Annotated in this window: 23 protein-coding genes; 10 read left to right on the top strand and 13 right to left on the bottom strand. The window is 64.7% G+C overall.

Annotation, left to right across the window (positions count from 1 at the left end; genetic code table 11):
- Window position 1 precedes the first annotated feature (1 nt).
- Together Q2941_RS25270 and Q2941_RS25265 are read right to left on the bottom strand one after the other, a co-directional pair.
- Window positions 2-424, bottom strand: a complete 423-nt coding sequence (locus Q2941_RS25270) for a hypothetical protein (RefSeq protein WP_458194035.1) — start codon at window positions 422-424, stop codon at window positions 2-4.
- 204 nt (window positions 425-628) lie between these two features.
- Window positions 629-1,009 (bottom strand): His-rich protein BRANT, encoded by a 381-nt coding sequence (locus Q2941_RS25265; protein ID WP_027525625.1) that lies wholly within the window; start codon window positions 1,007-1,009, stop codon window positions 629-631.
- A 272-nt stretch (window positions 1,010-1,281) separates the two neighbouring features.
- On the opposite strand from Q2941_RS25265, the gene Q2941_RS25260 reads away from it, so the two are divergent.
- Together Q2941_RS25260 and Q2941_RS25255 are read left to right on the top strand one after the other, a co-directional pair.
- Complete coding sequence (locus tag Q2941_RS25260) at window positions 1,282-1,824, top strand: tetratricopeptide repeat protein (protein WP_027525626.1); 543 nt, start codon at window positions 1,282-1,284, stop codon at window positions 1,822-1,824.
- Between the two features lie 111 nt (window positions 1,825-1,935).
- Window positions 1,936-3,321 carry a serine hydrolase domain-containing protein gene (locus Q2941_RS25255; RefSeq protein WP_458194034.1) on the top strand — a complete coding sequence of 462 codons (1,386 nt, stop codon included), beginning with the start codon at window positions 1,936-1,938 and terminating at the stop codon, window positions 3,319-3,321.
- Here the strand turns inward: Q2941_RS25255 and Q2941_RS25250 are convergent.
- On the bottom strand, window positions 3,311-4,873 hold the full coding sequence (locus Q2941_RS25250) for a S10 family peptidase (protein ID WP_027525628.1): 1,563 nt from the start codon (window positions 4,871-4,873) through the stop codon (window positions 3,311-3,313). The two genes, Q2941_RS25255 and Q2941_RS25250, sit on opposite strands and share 11 nt — an antisense overlap.
- A gap of 189 nt (window positions 4,874-5,062) precedes the next feature.
- On the opposite strand from Q2941_RS25250, the gene Q2941_RS25245 reads away from it, so the two are divergent.
- From Q2941_RS25245 to Q2941_RS25235, 3 genes are all read left to right on the top strand, one after another.
- On the top strand, window positions 5,063-5,842 hold the full coding sequence (locus Q2941_RS25245; RefSeq protein ID WP_027525629.1) for an NAD kinase: 780 nt from the start codon (window positions 5,063-5,065) through the stop codon (window positions 5,840-5,842).
- Window positions 5,843-5,929: 87 nt separating this feature from the next.
- Window positions 5,930-6,475, top strand: a complete 546-nt coding sequence (locus Q2941_RS25240; protein ID WP_027525630.1) for a response regulator — start codon at window positions 5,930-5,932, stop codon at window positions 6,473-6,475.
- 30 nt (window positions 6,476-6,505) lie between these two features.
- Window positions 6,506-7,084, top strand: a complete 579-nt coding sequence (locus Q2941_RS25235; RefSeq protein WP_254111810.1) for an Hpt domain-containing protein — start codon at window positions 6,506-6,508, stop codon at window positions 7,082-7,084.
- A gap of 175 nt (window positions 7,085-7,259) precedes the next feature.
- Here Q2941_RS25235 and Q2941_RS25230 read toward each other — a convergent pair whose 3' ends face one another.
- The 4 genes from Q2941_RS25230 to folE all read right to left on the bottom strand — a co-directional run bounded on the left by Q2941_RS25230 (window position 7,260) and on the right by folE (window position 10,888).
- Window positions 7,260-8,435, bottom strand: a complete 1,176-nt coding sequence (locus tag Q2941_RS25230) for a DUF2336 domain-containing protein (RefSeq protein ID WP_458194033.1) — start codon at window positions 8,433-8,435, stop codon at window positions 7,260-7,262.
- A gap of 143 nt (window positions 8,436-8,578) precedes the next feature.
- The gene (locus Q2941_RS25225) at window positions 8,579-9,595 is read right to left on the bottom strand and encodes a lytic transglycosylase domain-containing protein (RefSeq protein WP_458194032.1); all 1,017 of its coding nucleotides are present in this window, start codon (window positions 9,593-9,595) and stop codon (window positions 8,579-8,581) included.
- Window positions 9,596-9,747: 152 nt separating this feature from the next.
- Window positions 9,748-10,170, bottom strand: coding sequence for a phosphoribosyl-AMP cyclohydrolase (gene hisI, locus Q2941_RS25220; RefSeq protein ID WP_027525634.1), 423 nt, complete (start codon window positions 10,168-10,170; stop codon window positions 9,748-9,750).
- A 28-nt stretch (window positions 10,171-10,198) separates the two neighbouring features.
- The gene (gene folE / locus Q2941_RS25215) at window positions 10,199-10,888 is read right to left on the bottom strand and encodes a GTP cyclohydrolase I FolE (protein WP_027525635.1); all 690 of its coding nucleotides are present in this window, start codon (window positions 10,886-10,888) and stop codon (window positions 10,199-10,201) included.
- Between the two features lie 257 nt (window positions 10,889-11,145).
- Here folE and Q2941_RS25210 point away from each other — a divergent pair, with 257 nt between their 5' ends.
- The gene (locus Q2941_RS25210) at window positions 11,146-11,601 is read left to right on the top strand and encodes an iron-sulfur cluster assembly scaffold protein (protein ID WP_027525636.1); all 456 of its coding nucleotides are present in this window, start codon (window positions 11,146-11,148) and stop codon (window positions 11,599-11,601) included.
- 121 nt (window positions 11,602-11,722) lie between these two features.
- Here the strand turns inward: Q2941_RS25210 and Q2941_RS25205 are convergent, their stop codons facing one another.
- Window positions 11,723-12,622 carry a COG3904 family protein gene (locus Q2941_RS25205; RefSeq protein ID WP_027525637.1) on the bottom strand — a complete coding sequence of 300 codons (900 nt, stop codon included), beginning with the start codon at window positions 12,620-12,622 and terminating at the stop codon, window positions 11,723-11,725.
- 228 nt (window positions 12,623-12,850) lie between these two features.
- Between Q2941_RS25205 and yidD the strand changes: the two genes are divergently transcribed.
- Window positions 12,851-13,189: a membrane protein insertion efficiency factor YidD gene (gene yidD / locus Q2941_RS25200; protein WP_027525638.1), complete on the top strand. Its 339-nt coding sequence runs from the start codon at window positions 12,851-12,853 to the stop codon at window positions 13,187-13,189.
- 104 nt (window positions 13,190-13,293) lie between these two features.
- The gene (locus Q2941_RS25195; protein WP_198031851.1) at window positions 13,294-13,464 is read left to right on the top strand and encodes a hypothetical protein; all 171 of its coding nucleotides are present in this window, start codon (window positions 13,294-13,296) and stop codon (window positions 13,462-13,464) included.
- A 111-nt stretch (window positions 13,465-13,575) separates the two neighbouring features.
- Here Q2941_RS25195 and Q2941_RS25190 read toward each other — a convergent pair whose 3' ends face one another.
- A complete protein-coding gene (locus Q2941_RS25190) occupies window positions 13,576-14,790 on the bottom strand; it encodes a hypothetical protein (RefSeq protein ID WP_458194031.1) in 1,215 nt (404 codons plus the stop codon).
- 2 nt (window positions 14,791-14,792) lie between these two features.
- The gene (locus Q2941_RS25185) at window positions 14,793-16,160 is read right to left on the bottom strand and encodes an APC family permease (protein WP_027525640.1); all 1,368 of its coding nucleotides are present in this window, start codon (window positions 16,158-16,160) and stop codon (window positions 14,793-14,795) included.
- A 353-nt stretch (window positions 16,161-16,513) separates the two neighbouring features.
- Here Q2941_RS25185 and Q2941_RS25180 point away from each other — a divergent pair, with 353 nt between their 5' ends.
- Both Q2941_RS25180 and Q2941_RS25175 read left to right on the top strand, forming a co-directional pair.
- Window positions 16,514-17,824, top strand: coding sequence for an alpha/beta hydrolase (locus Q2941_RS25180; protein ID WP_458194030.1), 1,311 nt, complete (start codon window positions 16,514-16,516; stop codon window positions 17,822-17,824).
- Window positions 17,825-17,907: 83 nt separating this feature from the next.
- Complete coding sequence (locus Q2941_RS25175; RefSeq protein ID WP_458194029.1) at window positions 17,908-18,300, top strand: hypothetical protein; 393 nt, start codon at window positions 17,908-17,910, stop codon at window positions 18,298-18,300.
- A 35-nt stretch (window positions 18,301-18,335) separates the two neighbouring features.
- Here Q2941_RS25175 and Q2941_RS25170 read toward each other — a convergent pair whose 3' ends face one another.
- The 3 genes from Q2941_RS25170 to Q2941_RS25160 all read right to left on the bottom strand — a co-directional run bounded on the left by Q2941_RS25170 (window position 18,336) and on the right by Q2941_RS25160 (window position 21,230).
- Window positions 18,336-18,731, bottom strand: a complete 396-nt coding sequence (locus Q2941_RS25170) for a hypothetical protein (RefSeq protein WP_254111803.1) — start codon at window positions 18,729-18,731, stop codon at window positions 18,336-18,338.
- 104 nt (window positions 18,732-18,835) lie between these two features.
- A complete protein-coding gene (locus tag Q2941_RS25165) occupies window positions 18,836-20,014 on the bottom strand; it encodes an MFS transporter (protein ID WP_458194028.1) in 1,179 nt (392 codons plus the stop codon).
- 49 nt (window positions 20,015-20,063) lie between these two features.
- Window positions 20,064-21,230: a COG3904 family protein gene (locus tag Q2941_RS25160; protein WP_458194027.1), complete on the bottom strand. Its 1,167-nt coding sequence runs from the start codon at window positions 21,228-21,230 to the stop codon at window positions 20,064-20,066.
- Window positions 21,231-21,454 lie beyond the last annotated feature (224 nt).

The raw sequence follows: 21,454 nt of genomic DNA, 5'->3' as shown, positions 1-21,454 counted from the left end.
GCTACCGCGTCATCTTTTCCAGTTCTGGAAAGGGTGCGTAAACCGCTCCCGCGCACAGCTCGCCAGCCCGGTCAGTGACCCGGTCGGCGCGTCCATTGACGTAGATGATCGCCCGCTCGCGCATTCCCCTGTAACTGCCATCACCCTCGCGTGGGGTGAAGTGCAGGCAGCTCACATAGAACGGCCGGCCGCCGACCGTGCGCAGCACCGGATCCGCCATGGCGGCATCGCGTACGCCGAGCGGATCGTTCAGATAGCTGTGCATGATGGCGAGCGCCTCGCTGCGGAAACTGTCCGGAAACGGCTGCTGCGCTGGATTTCCCGCGTCGTCGACCAGTGACGGCCGGCCGCCATCGCTGCCGAAGCAGGCCGCAAGCATCAGCGGCAGCACCAGGACGCTCACGCGTTTTGCCAATTCCCCCACGACTCCCCTCTCTCGACCGGACGCTAAGCCGTTCTAGCCGCAAGGTCGGGCCGAGGGAATTCGCTTCTCGCTCCTGAAATGGGCTTAACCGGCCCGCCGCCATCGCTCACGCTTTCGCGAGGCGATGGCAGTCGGGCCGGGCCTGAACCCTGCGCGCGATGGCGGGGCAATGTGGGTCGCCACCGCGCGGGATCAGTTACGTTGCTAGCTGCGCTTCTCGGTCGTCACCGGCGCGCTGGGCTTGGTGACGTCGGGCTGGGCCTTCGGCTGCTTCTTGGCCGAAAGCATCTTGTGGTGATGACGATGCTTGTGGAGCGACTTGTGCTCGCTCGGCGCGATCGCGGCGTTGGCGTTCATCGCTTTCGTCTTGGTATCGAGCTTGGCGCCCGCCTTGGCATCGGTCTTGACGTTGGTCTTGGCGTCCGCCTTGACGTCAGCCTTGGTGCCGGTGTTCGACGCCTTGGTCTGCGTCTGCTCCGACTTGATCACCGGGGCCGGCGTCGTGGTCTTGCCGGACTCTGCGGCGAAGGCCGGAGCGGCGATGACGGAAGCGGCAAGGAAGGCTGCGGAAATGGTCTTCAACATGGTGTTGTCTCCTCTTTGAAGGATCTTGAGGCGGCGCCCTCTCGCCGACCCTTCGATCATGGAGCAGACGTTAGGCGGGGCGCGCTGAACCCATTCTGAAGCGCAATGTTCGCCTCCGTTCATCTCGATGACATCTTTGTCATGTTTCGGCGGAGGGCCTGACCATGGTTGTCCTGGGAATAAGCCGTGCGGCCGGGAATGTTTTTGCGGCGCGGGTGTTCCCGTCTTGAGGCAATCGTGTAGGATCGCCGCATTCCATACGGGAGACTTAGATGAGCAAAGTTGCAAAGCTTCTGGTTCCGGCACTCGTCTGCATGACGCTGGTCGCCGTGCCGGCAATCCAGAGCGCCTATGCCAATGGCAGCGATACCCCCTCCGGCTCGGGGTCATCAGATACGACGTCGACCAAGAAAAAGAAGAAGAGCTCCTCCGTCAGCGACCCCAAATTCCTCGCCGCCTATCGCACGGCCTACACAACGATCTACGATCGCCACGACTATGCGAGCGCAATCGACCAGCTCAAGACGCTCAAGCGCGACGACGTCGCCGATGTCGCCAACCTGATCGGCTACTCCTACCGCAAGCTCGGCGACTACAAGCAGTCGCAGACCTATTACGAGCTGGCGCTCAAGGACGACCCGAACCACGTGCGCACCTGGCAGTATTACGGGCTATGGCAGCTCGAGCAGGGCAATCGCGAACAGGCGCAGTATCATCTGAACAAGATCGCCTCGCTCGCCGGCACCGGCAGCGACGAATATCGCTCGCTTGCGGCTGCGCTCGACAAGCCGACGGGCGCGACGCTCGTGTACTGACGACCGCTCCACTCCAGGGATGAATGAACCGGCGCAACTCTCGGGGGTTGCGCCGGTTCTGTCTTGTCGGCTAGCTTTCGCGAAGAACCTCTCCTTCGCGTATGGTGTGCAATGGATGCGTGGTTACGAGCCGCGATCGACTACATCGGCTCATGGATCGAGTTTCAGCTGGTCGGATCGCAACAGCCGGGCCTCATCATCGCGATCACCCATCGCGGCGAAGTCGTCGCCGAGCATGCCTTCGGCCTTGCCGATCTCGACACCGGCGAAAAGCTGACGCCGCGGCACCGCTTTCGCATCGCCTCGCATTCCAAGAGCTTCACCGCCGCCGGCATCCTGAAACTGCGCGAGCAGCGCAAGCTGCGGCTCGACGACACCGTGGGCCAATATGTCGGCGGCTTGCATCCGCGTGTTGCCGAGACGACGATCGCACAGCTGCTCTCCCATAGCGCAGGCCTCACGCGCGACGGCGCCGACTCCGGCCAGTTCATCGACAGCCGTCCCTACCTCAACGAGAAGGAATTATTGGCCGAGCTGCGAACGCCCACGGCGATCGATCCCGGCACACGCTTCAAGTACTCTAATCACGGCTTTGGCCTGATCGGTCTTGTGATCGAAGCCGTCACGAAAGAGCCTTACCCTGCCTGGATCAAGCGCGAGATCATCGCGGCTGCCGGCCTGCGCGAGACCGAGCCGAGCGCGCCGCTTGCCAAGGGCGCGCCGTTCGCCCGCGGCCATACGCGCAAGCTACCGCTCGGCGAGCGCAGCGTTATTCCCGGCGACAACCCCACCCACGCGATGACGTCCGCCGCCGGCTTCGTTGCAACCGCCGCCGACACTGCCCGCTTCTTCGCGCAGCTCGCGCCCAACGCAAGGAAGAGCGTGCTATCGGTCGCGAGCCGCCGCGAAATGACGCGGCACCATTGGCGCATTCCCCAGAGCTTCGAGTGCTATTATGGCCTCGGCGTCAACGCCAGCAGGGACGACGGCTGGGACTGGTTCGGTCATAGCGGCGGCTTCCAGGGCTACGTCTCAAGGACGTGCTCCATTCCGGCCTGCGAGCTCGCTATCACCATGCTCAGCAACTGCATCGACGGCGCGGCGCCGATTTGGATGGACGGCGCGATGCAGATCCTGCGTGCATTCCAGAGCCGCTGGACGCCTGACCGGCGGTCACGCGACTGGACGGGCCGCTGGTGGACGATCTGGGGCGCGGTCGATCTCGTGCCGATGGGCAACCGCGTCGTGGTCGCCAATCCGCACTTCAACAATCCGTTCATGGATGCGGCCGAGATCGAAGTCACCGGCCGCGATTCCGGCACCTTCGCCGCAGCCGCGGGCTACGCCAGCCATGGTGAGCCGGTGCGCCGTATCCGCGACAAGCGCGGCAAGATCCGCGACATCTGGCTCGCCGGCATCAACGTCAAGCCGGAGAGCGTCATCGCCCGCGAGATCGCGCACAAATATACGCCGCGGAAACGCCGGCCTACTGTTTGATTATCGCCTCGACCTCGGCGCGAAATGCCTGCCGCGACGCATCGCGCGAGTAGAACATGTGACCGCCAGGATAGACCACGAGTTTTACCCGTGGCGCCGACGCAAAGGCAGGCAACTGGTCGAGCACGATCTGCGAGCCGAAATAGGGCGTGGCGAGGTCGAACATGCCGTGTCCGACCAACACCGTCATCTTCGAGTCCGTTGCGAGGATCTGGCGCAGCTCCGACACCGACTGCGCGGGATTGATGCCGTGGCCGAAATCCCAGGCCCGTTCGACTGCGCCGTTGAGCACCTCATAGGAGCCATCCGGCCGCCAGTTCAGCTTGCGCGTGAGGAGGTCGACGGCGGCACTGGTCAGTGGCGCCTGAAGCGCGTCGCCCGAGGGATCGCCGAAGCGGAAGCTGCTGGAATCCGGATAGGGATCGAAGCCACGCACGGAGGCATCGTAGCGGCCGGTTACCTTACCGTTCTTGCGGTCGAGCTCGCGGCGGAATTCGCCGACGTCAAAGCGGCCCGCGAGCCTGCGGCTCACCGCCTGGTCGATTCCGGTCAGCGCGGCGACCTTGTCGGCCAGACGCGTGGCCGCCTCCCTGTCCGCCTCGCCTTTGACGAGGTCGGCCAAGAACTCGCCGCGCGCGTAGGCTTCCACGTCGGCGAGATCGGCTCGCTTCACCGGCCCCTTGGCTTCGCGCACGGTCGCGGCATAGCTGGGCAGCGTTGCGACGTATTGCAGAAGGCTGGTGCCGGTGAACTCGCGGAAGTCGAACAGCGGCGAGACCATGATCAGGCCCTTGACGCCGACGCCCTGCTGCATCTGCAACTGGCGTACGACCTTCGGCCCGCGAATGCCGCCATAGCTTTCGCCCGCGACATATTTCGGCGACAGCAGCCGGTCGTGCTTCTCGAGCCAGCGGCGGATCACCAGCGCGAGCGCGCTGACATCGCCGTCGACGGAATAGAACCGCCTGCGGACATCCTCACCGGTCGCCACGAAGCGGCTATAGCCGGTCCCGACCGGATCGATGAAGACGAGGTCGGTGAAATCGAGCCAGGTCTCCGCATTTGGCTTCACCTCCGGAGAGGTCGACGGCGTGACCTCGTCGGCATTGATCGGCAGCCGCCAGGGACCGGCATTGCCGAGCTGTAGCCAGGCCGACGATGCGCCGGGTCCGCCGTTGAAGAAGAACGTCACCGGGCGCATGGCGCGGTCGGTGCCGTCGAGCTGGTAAGAGGTGTAGGCGATCTCGGCCTGCGGCTCGCCCTTGTCGTCGAACAGGCGGATCGAGCCTGCGGTCGCGGCGAAGGCCAGCGTTCGCCCAGGCAGCTCGAGCGTCTGCCGGGTGGTGGAGTCCGGCGGCAAGCGATGCTGCTCGGCCGTTACAGGAGGATTTTGCTGCGCATTTTGCACGTTGCCGCCGCGCCCGCCGCCCTTCTGGCCAGCCGGCGCCGTCGCCTCGGGACGGGGCGGATCGTCCGCTCGGGCCGGGCCGAGAGTGGCAAAGGCGAGGAGCGCCAGCAAAAGCCCCCCGCGGCGAAGCGCCGGCGATGTGATGGTCACGTTGCTCACTCCCTGTTGTCCGCTACAGGCTGTAGCACAAGATTACGACAAACGCGCGGCATCACGGCGTATTGACCGTTTGCCATGGCGCGGGGTCACGCTCGACAAGAACGGCCGAGGTCGTATAGGACGACTCGGCACACCTTTTCGAGCCGGCCTGACCCTTTCGAGCCCCGCGATTACATGACAAAGCCCAAGCGATATGATCGGATCGCCTTCGTCGCCAGCGCGGGCACCGAGGCCCAGGAAGCCTATACGCAACTGACCGGGTTGTACGGCAATTGCGCACCCGATGAAGCCGACGTCGTCGTGGCGCTCGGCGGCGACGGGCTCATGCTGCAAACGCTGCACCAGAACATGCGCACGGGAAAGCCGATCTACGGCATGCACCGCGGCACTGTCGGCTTCCTGATGAACGAATTCTCGACGGTCGACCTGCGCGTGCGGCTCGAGGCCGCACATGTGTCCGTGATCCATCCGCTGCTGATGCGCGCCACCGACGTGCAGGGCGCGGTTCACATTCATCACGCCATCAACGAGGTCGCCCTGTTTCGTCAGACCTATCAGGTGGCGCGGCTGAAGATCCTGGTCGACGAGCATGAGCGCATGTCCGAACTGATGGCCGACGGCATCATGGTGGCGACACCTGCTGGCTCGACCGCATACAATCTCTCAGCGCAGGGGCCGATCCTGCCGATCAACGCCGCCCTGCTCGCCCTCACGCCGATCAGCCCCTTCCGTCCGCGCCGCTGGCGCGGCGCCCTTCTTCCCAACACGGCCTATGTCGTGTTCGAGGTGCTCGATTGCGAGAAGCGCCCCGTGGCGGCGGTCGCCGACCATGACGAGGTGCGCGACGTGCGCCGCGTCGAGGTGCTGTCCGACAAGACCATCTCGATGCGGATGCTGTTCGACCCCGGCCACAGCCTGGAAGAGCGGATCCTGCGCGAGCAGTTCGGCTACTAGCACCAGCCTCGGCAGGCGGGAGGCAACGCTTCATTAACCTCGGACGCGATATGGTTAACGAAGTTTGACCGCTTCGGCCTGGGCGTCATGTTCCGCATCGATTTCAACAAGCTGCGCTTCCTCGTCTGCGACGACAATCCGCACATGCGCCGCATCCTGCGGACGCTGTTGCACTCCTTCGGCGCACGCGAGGTCTATGAGGCCGAAGACGGCGCGACCGCGCTCGAAATGTACAGCCACTACGTGCCCGACATCGTCATCACGGACTGGGCGATGCCGATCTTCGACGGGCTCGAGCTGGCGCAGATGATCCGGCAGCCGGAATCCAAGGGTAACCCCTACGCGCCGATCATCATGCTGACAGGTCACTCCGAAAAACGCCGCGTCACCGTGGCGCGCGATGCCGGCGTCACCGAATTCCTGGCCAAGCCGATCTCCGCCAAGGGCCTCTACCAGCGCATCCTGAACGTGGTCGCCAACCCCCGGCCCTTCATCAAGACCAAGACCTATTTCGGGCCCGATCGCCGCCGCAACACCAGCTCCGCCTATATGGGCCCCGAACGCCGCGTCGGCGAAAAGCACGAGGTGCTGCAGCAGCCTTCGCTGCTCGACAAAGCGCGGTCCTCCATCTAGCGAGCGTTCTCAACCATCGAGGCAGGCATCATGGCCAAGAACAGCCCCAGAGACATCGAGGTCAAGGCCTTCGCCACCCACCAATTGATCACGCAGCCCAATCCGCTGCGCAAGGTGCTGCGCCGGGTCGGAGAGAAGGACATGGACGATCCGGTCGGTCGCGCCGAGCAGGCGCTCGCCGGACTCTCCGGGGAGTTCAAGGACTGGATGGCGGTCGAAGCCGGACGGCTGGCTGCGGCCTACGCGGCCGTGCAGACGGACGGCTTCACCAGGGAGGCGCGCGACGAGCTGTTTCGTGCGGCCCACGACATCAAGGGCGATGCCGCGACGTTCGGTTATCCGTCCGCCGCGGTCATCGCCGAAAGCCTGTGCCGCGTCATCGAGCATGCGCCGGATCTCGCCAGGGTGCCGAGCGAGCTATTCTCGCACCACATCAACGCCATTCAGGCCATCGTGCACGAGAACACCAAGCTCGACAGCCTGAGCGTCTCGAGCGAGCTCAGCCGCCGCCTGCGCAGCGTTGCCGACGACTATCTCGCCCACGTCAACCGCGACCGCCCCGAGCATCTCGAAGCGATTCTGGCGCCGAGCATCGTGCCGGGAGAATAACGTTCCGGCCACTCCCCGTCATTGCGAGCCACCGGGTCCGCGCGTAGCGCGGCCCGATGACAGGCTCCGCGAAGCAATCCAGAATCCCTCCTCGCAAACAGCCTGGATTGCTTCGTCGCTACGCTCCTCGCAATGACGGAATTTTGTTGCTTGTTCGCCTTGGCAACGGCTATCGCTACGCCGCGATCAAATCATCATACAGCGGCGCGATCGCCTCCTCCGCGACGAGCTCGTCGCAGAACAGGCGCGCTTCCTCGCGCGCCGACTCGGTCGCGAAGCGGCGCAGCAGGATCAGCAGCGGCTCGGTCGCGCCGCGATCGGTCTCGCAATGGGTGAGCACGCGCTCGACCATGCGCCTGCGCAGCCGCGCAGCGCCATCGTGGCTGTCGACAAAACCGTTCTCGTGGCAGGCCTCAAGCGCGACCTGGAACGCCGCGAAGGTCGATTCCGGAAAACCCGCGCGGCGCAGCAGCGCATGCGGGCTGGCTCCGCCGCGATCATGCAGCAATGCTGCCACGCGCGCCGGCGGCAGCTCCGACAATTCCGCAAGCGCCGCATTGAACAATTCGAGATTGCCCGACAATAGCGCGCGCAGGATCAGGCCGGCCGTGAGCTGCGACGTCGCGCGCAGGTGGCGTACGAGGCCTTGCATATCTTCACCACGCGAGCGCGCCGCGATGTTGACGGTGGAGCGGTCGCGGGCCTCGGTCGCGATGCGCTCGGCGCGATCGGCACTCAGCCAGTTGCGGGCGATCACGAACTGCGCCAGCGTTTCGGAGAGCTTTGCGACCAGCGCCGCGCGCGTGGCCGCGGGCAGATCCTCGAGCACCAGCAGCGCCTCGCGGATCGCGGCGAGATGGCCGTGACGCTCGACGATGCGATCCCAGGAGAACGGCGCGAGCTCGGCATAGGGATTTTCGATCAGCTCGAGCGCGGCCGCCGCGCAGCCGACCTCGGCGATCGCGGCACAGACCGACGCCGGCAGCGCGATGCGGCGGGCGATGGCGCATTGCACCTCGCAATTTCCGGTCGCGGCGATGTCGACGAGGTCGGCATCGATCAGGAGCGGCGAATGTTCGAGCACGGGAAGCGCGACCGAGGGCTGGTCGGTCGACAGCGCCTGGACGATGGCCGCTGGCGCCTCCGTCGAGCGTGCAAACGCCTCCGCCATGGCCTGGCGCACCAGCGGCGACGGATCGTCGAGCAGCATCAACAGCGCGCCTTCGGCGGCGACGCGATCGTCGTGGGAAAGATCTGAAATCAACCAGGCACGGGCCAAAGCCCGTGTTGCCTCTGCCCGCTCACCGGCGGACGCGGTTCTGATCCAATTGATAAACTGCCGAACGATCATTGTGCCCCGGCCTACGCAACCAAACGCGACGGCGCCCCGTCACCTGCAAGACAAAATAAACCACGACGCTTAACAAAGCGTTCACCATAACCGACTGGTTTTATTGACGTTTTGTTAAGGGCTGCAAATTTTGCAGCGCGAGACTAGCTCGAGAAGGTGCCGCTGCGATCGCTAAAGAGGTCGAGCGGCTGCGGCGCGCGAACGTCGGGCGTCGTATTCGTAACTGACGTGAGCGAGGCGTTATTGCCCCACAATTTCTGCACCGTGGCCGAGACGGGCTGCGTGCTGTCGCCGGGCTGATAGATCGAGCGAAACACCGGTGTGCCCGGCGAATTGTCCGCCACCGTTGTTGCCGAGGTCGCGCTGCCGGGTGTGGCCACGCGCGTGTCCGGGAAGGTCTGGAGATAGGCGGCGTTGTCGATCAGCGGCGTGGGCTGCACGCCGTTTGCGCTCGCGACCTGCGTCGTCGACCGCGTGTCGCCGTACATCGCCATTGCGCTCCGCGTCGATTTCGAATTCGCTGCGCTGGCATAGCGTGAATCCAGCACCGAATAGACTTCGGAGACGCTGCGCGCGCGGCCGTCCCTGGCGTAGAAGATCGAACGGTTGGCCGCGGCCGCATTGGGAAACAGCCGCGCGCCCACGGCTTGCGGATTGTCCTCGGCGTTGGCAATCAGCTTGGCCGCGCCGCCGACGCCCATGAAGTGCGCCATATAGAGCTCGCTGTCGCTCGGACGGCGGCCGAGCAGGCCCGTGAGCTTGAAGCTGTTCGACTGCGTCAGCACGGCGGCCATGCTCGATGCGGCCTGCGGATCATCGCGCAGCTTCATGATCGAGCTCCGCATGGTCGGGTCGGTGACCGTGTAGCTGCCGGAGGAAGTCCTGGTGATGGCATCGGCATAGCTGCCGTAGCCGAGCTGGGTGCCGGCCTCCTTCACGGTGCCGAGCCAGGTCTGGTCGATGAACTGATAGAGCCCGTGCGCGGACGAGGCCGACGCACCCGCGGTCGGATTGAAATCCGATTCCATTTTGGCGGTGGTCAGCATGTATTCGAAGCTGACACCGGTGAGATTGGAGGCCTGTTTGATCGCGCCGGTCACACGCGCCCGCGACGGATCGATCCCCGCCGTCGTCGTGGCACTAGAATTGTCGACCGACATGTTGCGCAGCCCCGCTCCGCGCGGCGTTGATGACGCCGGCAATTCGGCGTCATGTCGTCTCACGGTGGGACAGGTATGGTTAATGCGGAGTTAATTTCTCATCCCCCGTCATTCCGGGGCATCACCCGGCGATGGACCCGGAATGACGGAGGTTATTTCTTATAGACCGCGCCCGGATCGAACAGCCGCTCGGCCTCGACGAAGACGAGCTTCGCGCTTCCGCCATCGGCCTCCACCTTGCGGTAGAAGCACGACCGGCGACCGGTGTGGCAGGCCGCGCCAACCTGCTCGACCCGGATCCAGACCGCGTCCTGGTCGCAATCGGTGCGTATCTCGACGACTCGCTGGGTTTGACCTGACGTCTCACCTTTTCGCCACAAGGCGTTACGCGAGCGGCTGAAGTACCAGGCCTCGCCGGTCGCAATCGTCTTGCGCAGCGCCTCGTCGTTCATGTGGGCGACCATCAGCACGTCGCCGGTCGCGGCATCCGTTGCCACGCAGGTGACGAGACCGGCCGCGTCGAATTTGGGCTGGAAGCTCAGCCCTTCCTCGATGTCGTGGGAGTGCGTGGACACGAGACCTCTCGCAAATTCATGGCGAGGGTCAGCGCTGTGAGCCTCGCACCAGGGACAGGAAGCGGGCCTGCTCCGCCGGATTGTCGCGGAACATGCCGGTGAAGCGGCTGGTGAACGTCATCGCGCCATGCTTGGCGACGCCACGCACCGACATGCAGGTATGCTCGGCCTCGACCAGCACCGCAACGCCGCGGGGCTTCAGGATCTCGTCGATCGCGGCCGCGATCTGCGCGGTCAGATGCTCCTGGGTCTGGAGCCTGCGGGCGAAAATGTCGGTCAGCCGCGCGAGCTTGGACAGGCCCACGACGCGCTCGACCGGCGTGTAGGCGATGTGTGCCTTGCCGTAGAACGGCATCATGTGATGCTCGCACTGCGAGGTGAACTCGATGTCACGCACCAGCACGAAGTCGTCATAGCCGGCGGTCTCGCCGAAGGTGCGGTCCAGCACTTCGGCCGGGCACTGGTGGTAGCCCTGATAGAGCTCGTCGAAGGCCTCGACCACGCGGCGCGGCGTGTCGAGCAGACCCTCGCGGTCGGTGTTCTCGCCGATATAGGCGAGCAGCGTCTTCACCGCCTGCTCGGCCTCGGCGCGCGCTGGGCGCGGCTGGTCGGCACGGACGGCGGCCGCGAGAAATTCTGCAGGATCAAGCTCAGCGGGTCGATCGACCTGCTTGTCGGAAGGCTTGCTCGGGCGGATGGGTTTGATCAACGCGTCCATGTCAACTCCGTTCGACGGCCTTGCGGCCGGAGTGTCACCGGCAGACGGGGCGGTCAAGCCGCCGGACGCCTGAGAGAACAACCAAATTGAGGCGATCAACCGCCCTCGCCTCTACGTCGGATGCGGGGTGCTCGACCACCGCCGACAAGGCCACCGGGCTGTTTTTCCGCCAGTTCCAACCCTATATAAGACCGAGGACGGCGGCCGCCAAGGCCGATCCCGCCGGAAGCCGCCCGGAAGGTCTCGGACTCCATCACATGCTGAACGACATCTATAACAAGCGGATCATCGAACTGGCCGGGAATATCCCGCGTCTGGGTCGCCTCTCCGATCCCGACGCCAGCGCCACCGCTCACTCCAAGCTGTGCGGCTCGACCGTGAAGGTCGATCTCAAGATGAGCGGCGACACCGTCACCGACTTCGCCCACGACGTGAAGGCCTGCGCGCTCGGACAGGCGTCTTCATCCATCATGGCAAGTCACGTGGTCGGCTCGACTGCGAGCGAACTCCGTGAGTTACGCGAAGCCGTTCGCAAGATGCTGAAGGAAAATGGCACCCCGCCGGACGGAAAATGGGCCGAGATCAAGTTCCTCGAGCCGGTCCGCGACTACAAGGCACGCCACGCTTCGACACTGCTGACCTTCGATGCCGTCGTCGACGCCATCGGCCAGATCGAAGCGAAGACGAAACAGCCGGCCGCGGCGCAGGACTGAGCCTCCCCCAACGACGTCATTCCGGGGCACGCGCCAGCGCGAACCCGGAATCCAGAGGTTCGGGCGCGAGATTCCGGGTTCGTCGCTGTGCGACGCCCCGGAATGACATTGAGAGATGAGACTACTTCTGTGACGCCGGGCCAGGCGCCGACGCACCGCCTGTCGCCACCATTGCTTCCGCCGTCTTGGTCGACCTGACCTGCTGCTCCGGTTCCGCCGCAAAGCGATCCTGCGCCTTCGGCGCAGCGTCCGCCATCGCAGGGGCCGAGACATCGACATGCGGCAGCACGTCAGAAGCGGCATCCGTCGTTACTACATTGGTGAGCTTGAGCTCGGCCGCATCCAATTCGTGCAGATCTTCCCACGGCGGCACATTCAATGCGAGCGACAGCAAGTCGCCGGCGCCGCCCATATCGAAGGTGTACTTGGCGAGCCGGCCGATGTCGCGCTCGACGATCATCAAGTCCTGCGCGCTGTAGCTTGCGGCCCGCGCGTCGTCGGCGCGGTCGCCCATCCAGATCTGATGCACGCGGACATGGGCCGCTTCCGGCACGAAACGCGTCTTGCCGGCCAGCAGCAGGAACACGCACATGGACTCGCAATACGCCTCGGGCGCGACTACTGGACGCGCGCCCTGCCCGCCGCGGTTCTGCACGCTGATGCCGACGGTGGTCAAAAGGCCGAGGTTACGGAAGCGCCGCCCAAGCGTGATCGCGTCGTTGACGGAACCACCGCTGGAGTCGAGCACCACGGTCGCGCCGCCAAGCTGGCGCCCGCGGGCAAAATCCTCAAAATCCTTCGGCGTATCGGCTGTGATGATGCCGACGGCGCTGACCCAGCCGCGGCAGTTCGGCTCGCATGCAATCCAATTGAATTTCATGGGCAGCTTGCGCTCTTCGAGCGTACCGCCGGCATGCGCGGAAGAGCTGAAGGTCGCGACCGCGCCCGTCAGCGCGACGCAACAAGCAGCGGTTCCCACAAGCAACCAGCCGCGAAGATCAAGCGACTTCAGAAGTCTCAACGTGGTTCCTTCCCCAAGCCTCAAAAGCGATCAGGCAAGCCCCATGCAACGTCCGACTCTGTATCACACGGCCGTCACAAAAAATGTATCCGGGGGAATACAGATCGTCCATAGGTACTTGCTGCACTGCCCCCTAAAAGCATGCAAAATATGGCGTCCGCGCAACGGCTTGCTGTTCCCTGCGCTGGAACCGCGCAACACCTCGCACAGCTTCGCAGCAAGGCGCACATGAAGCGTTCAGCGTCAGAACCGGATCGCACCATCGTCGCATCGCTGCTGCGGCTGCCGCGCATTGTCGGACGCGGGCTGATCTGGCTGTACCGACACACGCTGTCCCCGCTCGTCGGCTACAACTGCCGCCACCTGCCGACCTGCTCGGCCTATGGCGATGAGGCGATCGAACGTTTCGGACTCTGGGCCGGTGGCTGGATGACGCTCGCGCGGCTGTTGCGCTGCCACCCGTTCGGAACGTCAGGCATCGACAACGTGCCGCTGACAGCCCCGCAAGGCGCACGCTGGTATCTGCCCTGGCGCTATGGACGCTGGCGCGGCGTCAACGCTCCCTGATTTCGTCGCACCGCTTCCAAGCGTGCCCTGCATCTCTGACGTGCAGGGAACCGCGGATGCTACGATCGCGTTGTTGTGATGCTCCCAATCGGGAGGAAGCAACAATGCGCTGGAAAATCAGCCCCCATGGTCACGACAGCAGGACCATCGACCTGCTCGCCATCATCGCGCTGCTCACCCTCGTCCTCGGCTCCGGCTGGTACCTGGCAACGAGCCTCGCAACCCCGCCAAGCACGACGGCCTTCATCGTTCCGAGCCAGAGCGTTCACTGGTAGCTAGAAGCATGATCCGGAAAGTGTGAAGCGGTTTCCTCGCGACAAACGCGGAACGCGTTTGCGCGGAGATCATGCTCAAACAAATAACCTGAAGCGCGATCTCATCGCGCTTTAGCGAAACCAGAAGAAGCGTCCGGGCGGCGGCGGGATCGGCTCGGGCGGACGCGGCCGCTTCGGACGGACCGGCTTTGGCGGCGGTTCAGCCCACGAGGTGGTCTCGGCCGGCACGGCCTCGCTTCCCGGCACCTTCACCGACAGCAGCAGGTTCGATTCGTTCATGCGCCAGCGATAGCCGATGCCGAAATCGATCGGCTGGGCACGCGTGAAGAGCTCGGCATAGCGTTCCTGATAGCGGCCTGGAAATTCCGCAATCGGGCCGAGATAGCGCCCGAACGGGAAGAACCGCCATTGCCGCGCATTGTAGTTCGCGAGCGGAACGCCGGAATCGTCCTGGATGATGGTGGCGCTGTTGGCAAGCAGCCAGTCGCGCACGGTCGTGAAGTTCCCGGCATGCAGGAGATACGACGCGCTCTTGAGCAGGCTGTTGCCGGGTCCGAGCGTCTCGCAGAATTTCAGGAAGCCGGCCGCGCGCGCGCCGGAATTGGAGAGATCCGTCGAGAAGTAATACAGCGTCCGCGCCTCGCCATCGCTGCCGGCGAAGGTGATGCGCACGCCGTGGGTGGCGTTCGGACCTACGTTTTCGCCTGCGACATGCAGGCCGCCCTTGTCGTCGATCGAGATCATCTCGACGTTGCGGATCGTCTTCCCCGAACGCGCCAGGAAAACGTAGAGGATCGGCAAGGTGCCGTTGACCTCGTTGGCGTGCAAGTCGACCTTCATGTGCTTGGTGATGAAGAAGCTGAAGCTGAGGATCGAGCCAAGCGAGCGCTCGACATTGTAGAGCGCGGGCGCGATCGCGCCCCGCGGCACACGCGTCAGGTCGGGAACGTTGCCGACCGGCTCGAGCGCGCCAAGCACGTAGGTGCTCGCCTTGGAATAGAATGCGTCGGCGTAGAGGAAATCCGGCCCCGAGAACATGTAGAACATGGTCGGCCTGGGCGCGGCCAGATTGACGTCGGACCAGGCGCGGATCTTCGAAAGCTGGCGCTGCTCGAGCTGGGCGAAGGCGCCGTCGAAGAACTTGGCGTGACGCTGCCAGGACGGATCCCTGGTCAGCGCCACAAGCGGAGACTCCGCGGATGGCTGCATGCCCGCGAGGAAGCGCGCCGTGTCGTCGGCCGTGACGGTGCCGGCCGCACGTGCGGGGGTTACGACCGCGAACAACAAGGTGAAGGCGACAGCCGCGATCTTCATGGGTCGAAACATGTCTATTCGCGATTGTGTGAGGTTGCAGCGGCGTCCGGCCGCCTGCGGAATATGGCGTAGATCAACAGGCCCGAGAGCATGATCAGCATGCTCGACAGCGACTGAACCGGCCGCTCGGTCAGCAGATAGTACATCATGAAGGCGGTCACGAGCAGGAAAACCACCGGCGTGACCGGGTACCCCCAGGCGCGGTAGGGCCGCGGCAAGGCGGGATCCGTAAAGCGCAGCTTGATCACCCCGAGCACGGTGAAGAACGAGCAGAACAACAGCGCGAACTGGATGAAGTCGAGCACCGCCTCGAAGCTGCGCGTGAAGAGCAGGAGGTTGGCGACCGCGAGCTGAAACAGGATGGCATAGGCCGGCGCGCCGCTCGCCGATTTCCGGGAGAACACGCGGAGCGCAGGAATGTCCTCGCCCATCGTCATCATGACGCGCGGACCGATCCACATCATCGCGCTGATGGAGGAGATCAGGCCGATGCAGATCATGGTGCCGACGATGCGGCCGCCGAGGTCGCCGAAGATGGCAGCGCCGCTGATGCTCGCGACCTCGAGCTGGCCGGCGAGCTTGTCGATCGGGGTTGCGTAGAGAAAGACCGCGTTCAGCGCCACATAGAGCACCATCACGATCAGCGTGCCCGCTAGCAGCGCGCGCGGAAGGCTCTGCTGCGGCATGTGCAGCTCGCCGATGATGTAGGTCGCCGCGTTCCAGCCGGAGAAGGAGTACATCACGAAGACGAGCCCGATCGCGAAAGGCGCACTGGTGATGTGGCCGAAGTCGCCCGCCGCCGGCACGAACGATACCGGCTGCCGCACCCCGATCGCAAAGCCCGCGACCAGGAAAGCCACGATCAGAATGACTTTCAGAATCGTCGAGACGAGCTGAAAGGTCGATGAGTGTTTGACGCCGGTTAGCTGCACGATCGACACCAGCCACACCACGCCGATGGCCAGCGGAATCGGCGGCAAGGCCGGAATGACCGACTTCGCATATTGGCCGAACGCCATCGCCGCGAGCGCGACCGGTGCGGCAAAGCCGACGGTCGCCGAGACCCAGCCGGCGAGAAAACCGAATGCGGGATGATAGGCGCGGCCGAGAAAATTGTACTCGCCGCTCGAGCGCGGAAACATCGCGCCGAGTTCGCTGTAGGAGAACACACCGCATAGCGCGACAATGCCGCCGACCGTCCACAGCAGCAGGATCGAGAAGCCGGACGGGATGTCCTTGACCTGGAAGCCGAGGCTCGTGAACACCCCGACGCCGACCATGTCGGCGACGACAATCGCAGTCGCCACGAGGACGGAAACGCCGGCCCCGCTTCCGAGACGCCGGCCCGTCCACGCCGCGCTTCCCGCATCTGATGCCGTCATCGCCGTCCTTAGCTGAGGCCTCGCGCCTCTCCCAAGCATCGTGCAGATTGGTCCAGTCAATTCAAGCAGGGTTAACAAGGGCTAAATGAGGCAATCGAACGCGGTATCTCAGCACCACACATGTACCTTGCCATGCAATAAATCTGCTGCGGAGCTGCGAAGGCCGGCTCCCCCTCCCCACAATCGCGACACGATTGCGTGGTTATTTCAAGCGTTCCGGATGTGGGGAGTTTTCTCCGGAAGCTTAAGCTTAACGTCGCCTAAACGCCAGTCGGCTCAACTAGCTCAAGATAGCCGATTGCCTTGGGGTTAGTGGGTGGATGGTCGGGGCCGATCCGAGAGTCGAAACAGCCATGAGTGCTGACCGGGCGAGATCGCCCGGCATGCATCGTCGTGCGTTTCGATTTGCCTGCCGGATCGGCCTCGCCTCAGTCCTGGTGCCGCTCTCGCTGACGCTGGTTCAATGCGGCAAGGCGCCCAACCCGGCGATGCTGGCGGCGAACTCCCAGGCAACCTCCGAGGCCAATACCCAGATCGTCGCCAAGACCAGCACGCAAGTCGCAAGCGGCGACACGTTCGAGGATCGCTTCCCGGCCCCGCAGTTCAAGGAGCGCTTCCCCTCGGCAAGCGAAAGCTTTCTGCAACGGCAGATGTCGGACTTCTCGCCGAAGCGCGCGGTGCAGGAGCCGGCGCCCGCCCGCTACAAGGTCGCCTCGCTCGAGCCGCAGGTGCCCTATCAACGTCCGCAACGCGACGACCTGACGACGCTCGTCAGCATGAAATCGTCCGCCTTCCCGTATTTCGGCAACAATCCCGCCTCCGACGCGCCCTTCCTCAACATCTCCAAGGGCGATCGCCGCGGCCATCGCAGCTATTCGGGACGGGTGTTCTGGCAGGACGAAACCTACAATGACAACCGCGTGCTCGTGCACGTTCCCGAGCATTTCGACGTGCGCAAGCCTGGCGTGATCGTTGTGTTCTTCCACGGCAACGGCGCGACGCTCGAGCGCGACGTGCGCGACCGGCAATTGGTGCCGCAGCAAATCTCCGAGTCCGGCGCCAACGCCGTGCTGCTTGCACCGCAGATGGCGGTCGACGCCGCCGATTCCAGCGCCGGCAAGTTCTGGCAGCCCGGCGGGCTCAAGCGCTTCATGGAGGAGTCGAGCCAGCATCTCGCCCGCCTCTATGGCGATCCGAACAGCGCGCGCGCCTTCGCCAACATGCCGATCGTCATCGTCGGCTACAGCGGCGGCTTCCTGCCGACCGCCTGGAGCCTCGATGTCGGCGGCATCAGCGACCGCGTTCGCGGCGTCGTGCTGCTCGACGCGGTCTATGGCGAGCTCGACAAGTTCGCCTCCTGGATCGAGAGCCACCGCTCCGGCTTCTTCGTCAGCTCGTACACCCACTACACCGCGCGGCGCGATCGCGAGCTGATGAGCATGCTCCGACAAAAGGGCATCAGCGTCTCGGAGGACATGGACGGCCCCTTGCGTCCCGGCAGCGTGGTGTTCGTCGAGACCGGCGACGGCATCAGGCATCGCGACTACGTGACCCGCGCCTGGACGCAGAATCCCCTGAAGGACGTGCTCGTCAAGATGTCGGCGACACCGTCGCTGGCGCTGACACGCGTGGCCGCGAGTGCGCCATCCTCATCGAGCCGCTAGCCCGGCGATCGCTGCTCGCGCCACCACACTCCAAGGTGCCGCCTGCTGATCAAAATGTGATGTTGATGGCCCGAGCCCCCGGAGTGCCCGGGATTGTTTCCCCTGACGATGCCCATAACGTGGGCTGGGGATTCGGTAAGGGGCTGAAGTTGCGTGAGGGACTCTACAAGGCCAACTTTCACACCGTGCACGGCACGGGGTGCGGGGTGCTCTATGTGACGGACGGCAAGCTCCGCGGCGGCAATTCCGCTTTCGCTTTCATCGGCACGTATACGGGCGAAGGCGAGAGCATCAAGGTCAAGATCTCGACTGAGCGCTACAACGACGACCCGACCTTCCGCCCGCTGTTCGGAACGGACAGGATCACCCTCACGCTCAGCGGCCGGGAAGACGGCGAGATGGCGGAATTCGAGGGCAGCGCTCTGCAGCTTCCCGGCGTCGCATTCCGGGCCGTGCTGACCCGGATCAGCGACTAGCCGCGGGTCAGCACGCTTCTCTGATCAGGCACCAATCAGTTCTTGGGGAGCTTCGGGATGCTTTCCGCAAAGCCGTTGAAGCAGGCCAAGCGCTCGTCCTCTTCCTTGAAGAAGCGGCAGTCGGCGACGCCCTTCGCCTTTGCGGGCTTCGGCTTCGGCTGGGGCGGGATCACCCCGTCGTAGCAGTTGAGCCGGTCCTTGGTGCCGTCGTCGAGATCGAGACAGGCCTGCAGCCTGACCGCGGTGGACTGCGGCTTGCCCTTGGGCGCGGCCGCCTCCGGTTTGCCCTTGGCCGCCGCCTCCATGGTACCCTTGCTGGCCCCCTTGGGCTTGACCTGCACCAGCGGCTTGTCGCCAACCATCGGCGTGTCGGTTTGCGCAAAAGCGGCGGCCGAATACAGCACCGCGACAAGCGCCAGAATCATCCTCATGTCAGTCAGCTCTCGTTGGTCCCCAACCCTCGCCTTCTAGCGCCCTCCTGCGCGGTTTGCCAAGCGTCCGCTGAGGAGAAAAGCCGGATGTGACGGGCTTTGCACTATGCCGCGGCCGTCGCCACGGCCTGCCGGGGCCGGGTCAACCCGACAACGGCAAGCGCGAGAACGACGAAGCCGGCCGCCACGAAGCCGATGGTGTGCAAGAGATCGCGCGCGAACAAGGCCCCGCCCGCTGCGGAGCCCACGGCCTGCCCGACATAGAGCACGGACGTATTGAGCGAGACGGTGGCCGGCGCCAGCGACGGCGCTGCCGCGACCAGGCGCACCTGCTGCATCGAGTTGGTCGAGGCAAAGCCCAGCCCCCAGATCGCGACCGAGAGGATCATCAGTGCCAAACTGCCGGCGCCGAGCGCCCATCCGGCGATGCCCGCGAGCAACAGGCTCGTGAACAGAACCGAGGTCCTGTAGGGCCCCCAGGTATCGACGATCCGCGTGGCAATGAGGAGGCCGAGGAAGCCGCAGATACCGTAGACGCCGAAGGCCAGACCGACCGCATCGGGACTGGCATCCGTCAGCTTGTTCAGGAGCGGCCCCATGAAGGTGAAGATCACGAACTGCCCGGACATCTGCAGCATGGTGATCGCAAGCAGCAGCACGATGGTGCGATTGCGCCCGACTTCGCCCCAGGTCTTCAGATCGACCGGCGTGCCCTTCAACCCCTCCGGCAGCCGCCACAGCAACAGCAGGAAGCTGAGGCAGCCGAGCGCGCCAATCGCGCCGTAGGATGCCCGCCAACCGTAACGGCTGGCGATGAAGGTGATCAGCGGCAGCCCGACGGCCGCGGCAATCGACCATCCAAGAAACACATAAGCGATCGTGCTGCCACGCTTTTCGACCGGCACGATGATCGCCGCAGTGCCTGCGGCCTGCGGGGTATAGAGCGCGCCGATCGCGAGCATCAACAGGCGAATGGCGAGCAGGCTCGTATAGTCGGGTGCGAGGGCCGAGCCGATATTGCCGACGGCAAGCAGCGCCAGCGTTGCGGTGAGCAGCATGCGCCGCTCGATCCGACTGGTCAGCCACGCCGTCAGGGGCGAGCCGATGCAGAGCGTGATGGCGCCGAAGGTGATCAGAAGGCCCGCTGTGCGGATGCTGATGTCGAGCTCCGACGACAATTCAGGGAGCATTCCGGCCGGCGCGAGCACCGCGCAGCCGGTGACGACATTTCCAAGCATCAGGGCGGTTGGCGCGAAGCGGCGGGAAGCGGGATCGGATTTCATGCAGGTGCATGTAGGTAGCATCGGCACGGCGCGGAAGGTCCGACCATGTCTATTTCGCCGGATCCACGATGTCGCTGCGCGCACCAGCCGTGTTCACCTTCGCCGGCGCGCAGGTAGCGAGCAGCCGGTCGAGCGCCACCGTGAGCCCTTCGTTCGAGAGCCGGCTGGTGCGGGATGGCCCGGCGCCGTCCTGCCCCTGCGCCGCCTCCGTGAAATCGAAGTGTGGCGCATCCGACAGCGAAAGCAGCGTGGCCTTCCTGAATTGCGTGCCCCAGAACTCAAATCCCTGCAGCTTGACTGGAATCGAGATGAGCGCCAGCGAGTTTGCGCTTCCCAGCGCCACGCGAACCGAGGTAGGGCTGGCCGCGGACGCCGCAGGACGCCGGAACTCGAGCGCGAAACGATCGAGGTCGAAGCATGTGAGGCGCCACGCAATCAGGCGAAAGGATTTGTCGGTGTCATTCCGCTCGGCGACAACCTTCTGGACCATGCTGCGCATGCCGAATTCGAACAGCCACGGCGTTTCCACGTGCTCGCGCCGGTCGATGCCGAACCGCACGATCTCATCGCGCGTGAGCATGTGCATGTCCTCATATCTCACGGTGTCGGCAAGCCTGAGCAGGCCGAGGTCGACGCCCATTTTTGTGATGTAACTCGTCAGCAACTGCTCGGCCCGATCGAGGCCGCGCCTGGTGGCTGCCGCGCGCATCTCCGCTGTCGGCGCCTCGACCCGGAAATGCGTCACGACCTTCGGCGAGTGCACCCCGAGCACGGCATCCGGTGCAATCTCCCGTGTCGCAGCTCCCAGCATCACATAAGGACAGGCCGAGGCGCAGACTGCCCCGCGGGTGGAGAGGTCACCATGCAATTCGCGCCCCGCGGCCTTCACCTTCAGACATACGTCACTGTCCTGCGCCTCGAAGCCACACTCTTCCGCCATCGTCCGCCCGACCCGCGCCACCGCGGCCCGCTCCCGGAGCATGGCACCCATCGCAACAGCCTGATCCAGATTGCCGCCGGGTGAGGCGAAATAGATCGGCAGGCGGCGATCGGGAACCTTTTGCAGGAATTTGCGAAACCGCGGCGCGGCTCCGGCGTCGATTGTGCCTTCTGCAGCGATCCAGCGGTCGCAGCCGCGGCCGCAGGCATCGGGCCCTCCTTTGACGACATAGAACGTGATTGGCCGCTGCGAGGTCGGCGGCGTCTTTGGCCGCATTTGTGGCAGCGGGCGTCCCGGCAACGGCTGACTTGGCTGCGGCGTCAGAGGGGCCCGCGAGACGCGGCTCAGGGCCGGCGCGGCCCAGGCAGGACCCAACGTTGGCCCGCCGACCAATGTCAGAAATGTGACGATGACAATGCCGGCGCCGCCCCTGAGGCAAGTCGATCCAACGAACGTCACGAAGCAACTAACCCCAAAACCGCAGCCCATTCCCGACAAGT

Source organism: Bradyrhizobium sp. UFLA05-153, assembly GCF_054185185.1.
This window is presented reverse-complemented; position numbering and strand designations above follow the sequence as displayed.